1 protein-coding gene is annotated in these 1,326 nt (G+C 42.0%); it reads left to right on the top strand.

Translation table 11 applies throughout. The features are described 5' to 3' along the window. Nucleotides 1-11: 11 nt before the first annotated feature. Nucleotides 12-1,326: UDP-glucose dehydrogenase family protein (locus B8977_RS14945; RefSeq protein ID WP_084019076.1), on the top strand; the 1,315-nt coding region annotated here is incomplete at its 3' end.

Below are 1,326 nucleotides of genomic sequence, written 5' to 3'. Positions count from 1 at the left end.
AAATTTTATCTATGAAAATAACAGTAGTCGGGACAGGATATGTCGGGTTAGTGTCTGGGACGTGTTTTGCGGATGTTGGAATTGATGTAGTGTGCGTTGATATAGATTCCAATAAGATTGAAAAGCTCAAAAACGGCATCATACCTATTTACGAACCGGGTTTGGAAGAATTGGTCAAAAGAAACTTTGCCAATGGCCGATTGACATTTACTACAGATTTAGGCGAAGCCATCCAAGACAGCGAAGTAGTATTTATTGCAGTAGGAACCCCCCCAGGCGAAGACGGTTCAGCAGATTTGAGTTATGTTTTGGGTGTGGCGAGAGAAATCGGAGAAAAAATGACCGATTATTTAGTGGTAGCTACCAAAAGTACAGTACCTGTGGGCACAGGTGTCAAAGTAAAAGCAGAAATAGCGCAATCTTTATCAGACAGAAATTCAAACTTAGAATTTTCAGTAGCCTCCAATCCTGAATTTTTGAAAGAAGGCGCAGCGGTAGAAGACTTTTTGAAACCGGACAGAATAGTGATCGGAACAGAAGACAAACGCGCTGAGGAATTCATGCACAGATTATACAAACCATTTCAGTTGAACGGAGAGCGCATGGTTTACATGGATATCCCGTCCGCTGAAATGACAAAATATACAGCCAATGCCATGCTGGCAACCAAAATCAGTTTCATGAATGACATTGCAAACCTTTGCGAAAGAGTAGGAGCAGATGTCAATATGGTAAGAAGAGGCATCGGTTCCGATCCTAGAATCGGTAACAAATTCATTTATCCGGGAGTTGGCTACGGTGGTTCATGTTTCCCTAAAGATGTGAAAGCCATCATCCGAACAGCGAAACAATACGGCTATGAGCTTAGAGTTTTGCAAGCGGTAGAAGATGTAAACGATGCTCAGAAATATGTATTGGTTGAGAAAATTAAAAAACATTTCGGGGAAGATTTGAGAGGAATGACCTTTGCGATGTGGGGCTTGAGCTTCAAACCCAATACAGACGATATGCGTGAAGCCCCTTCGTTGGTGATCATCGATGAATTGAGAAAATTAGGAGCAGCAGTCAAAGCTTATGATCCGGTCGCCATGGAGCATGCAGAGGAATTCTACTTAGGAGACAAGGTAACTTACAGCAAAGACGCTTACGAAGCCTGCAACGATTCAGAAGCATTGTTATTGGTTACGGAATGGGCAGAATTCCGAATGCCTAGCTGGGATGTGATATCCAAACTTCTGAAAAACAAAGTCGTATTTGACGGTCGAAATATCTATGATGCAGAATATCTGAAAGAAGAAGGGTTTGTACATTATGGAATTGGGATGG

It is taken from the genome of Moheibacter sediminis (genome assembly GCF_900176425.1).
Taxonomy (GTDB): Bacteria; Bacteroidota; Bacteroidia; order Flavobacteriales; family Weeksellaceae; genus Moheibacter; species Moheibacter sediminis.
This window is presented reverse-complemented; position numbering and strand designations above follow the sequence as displayed.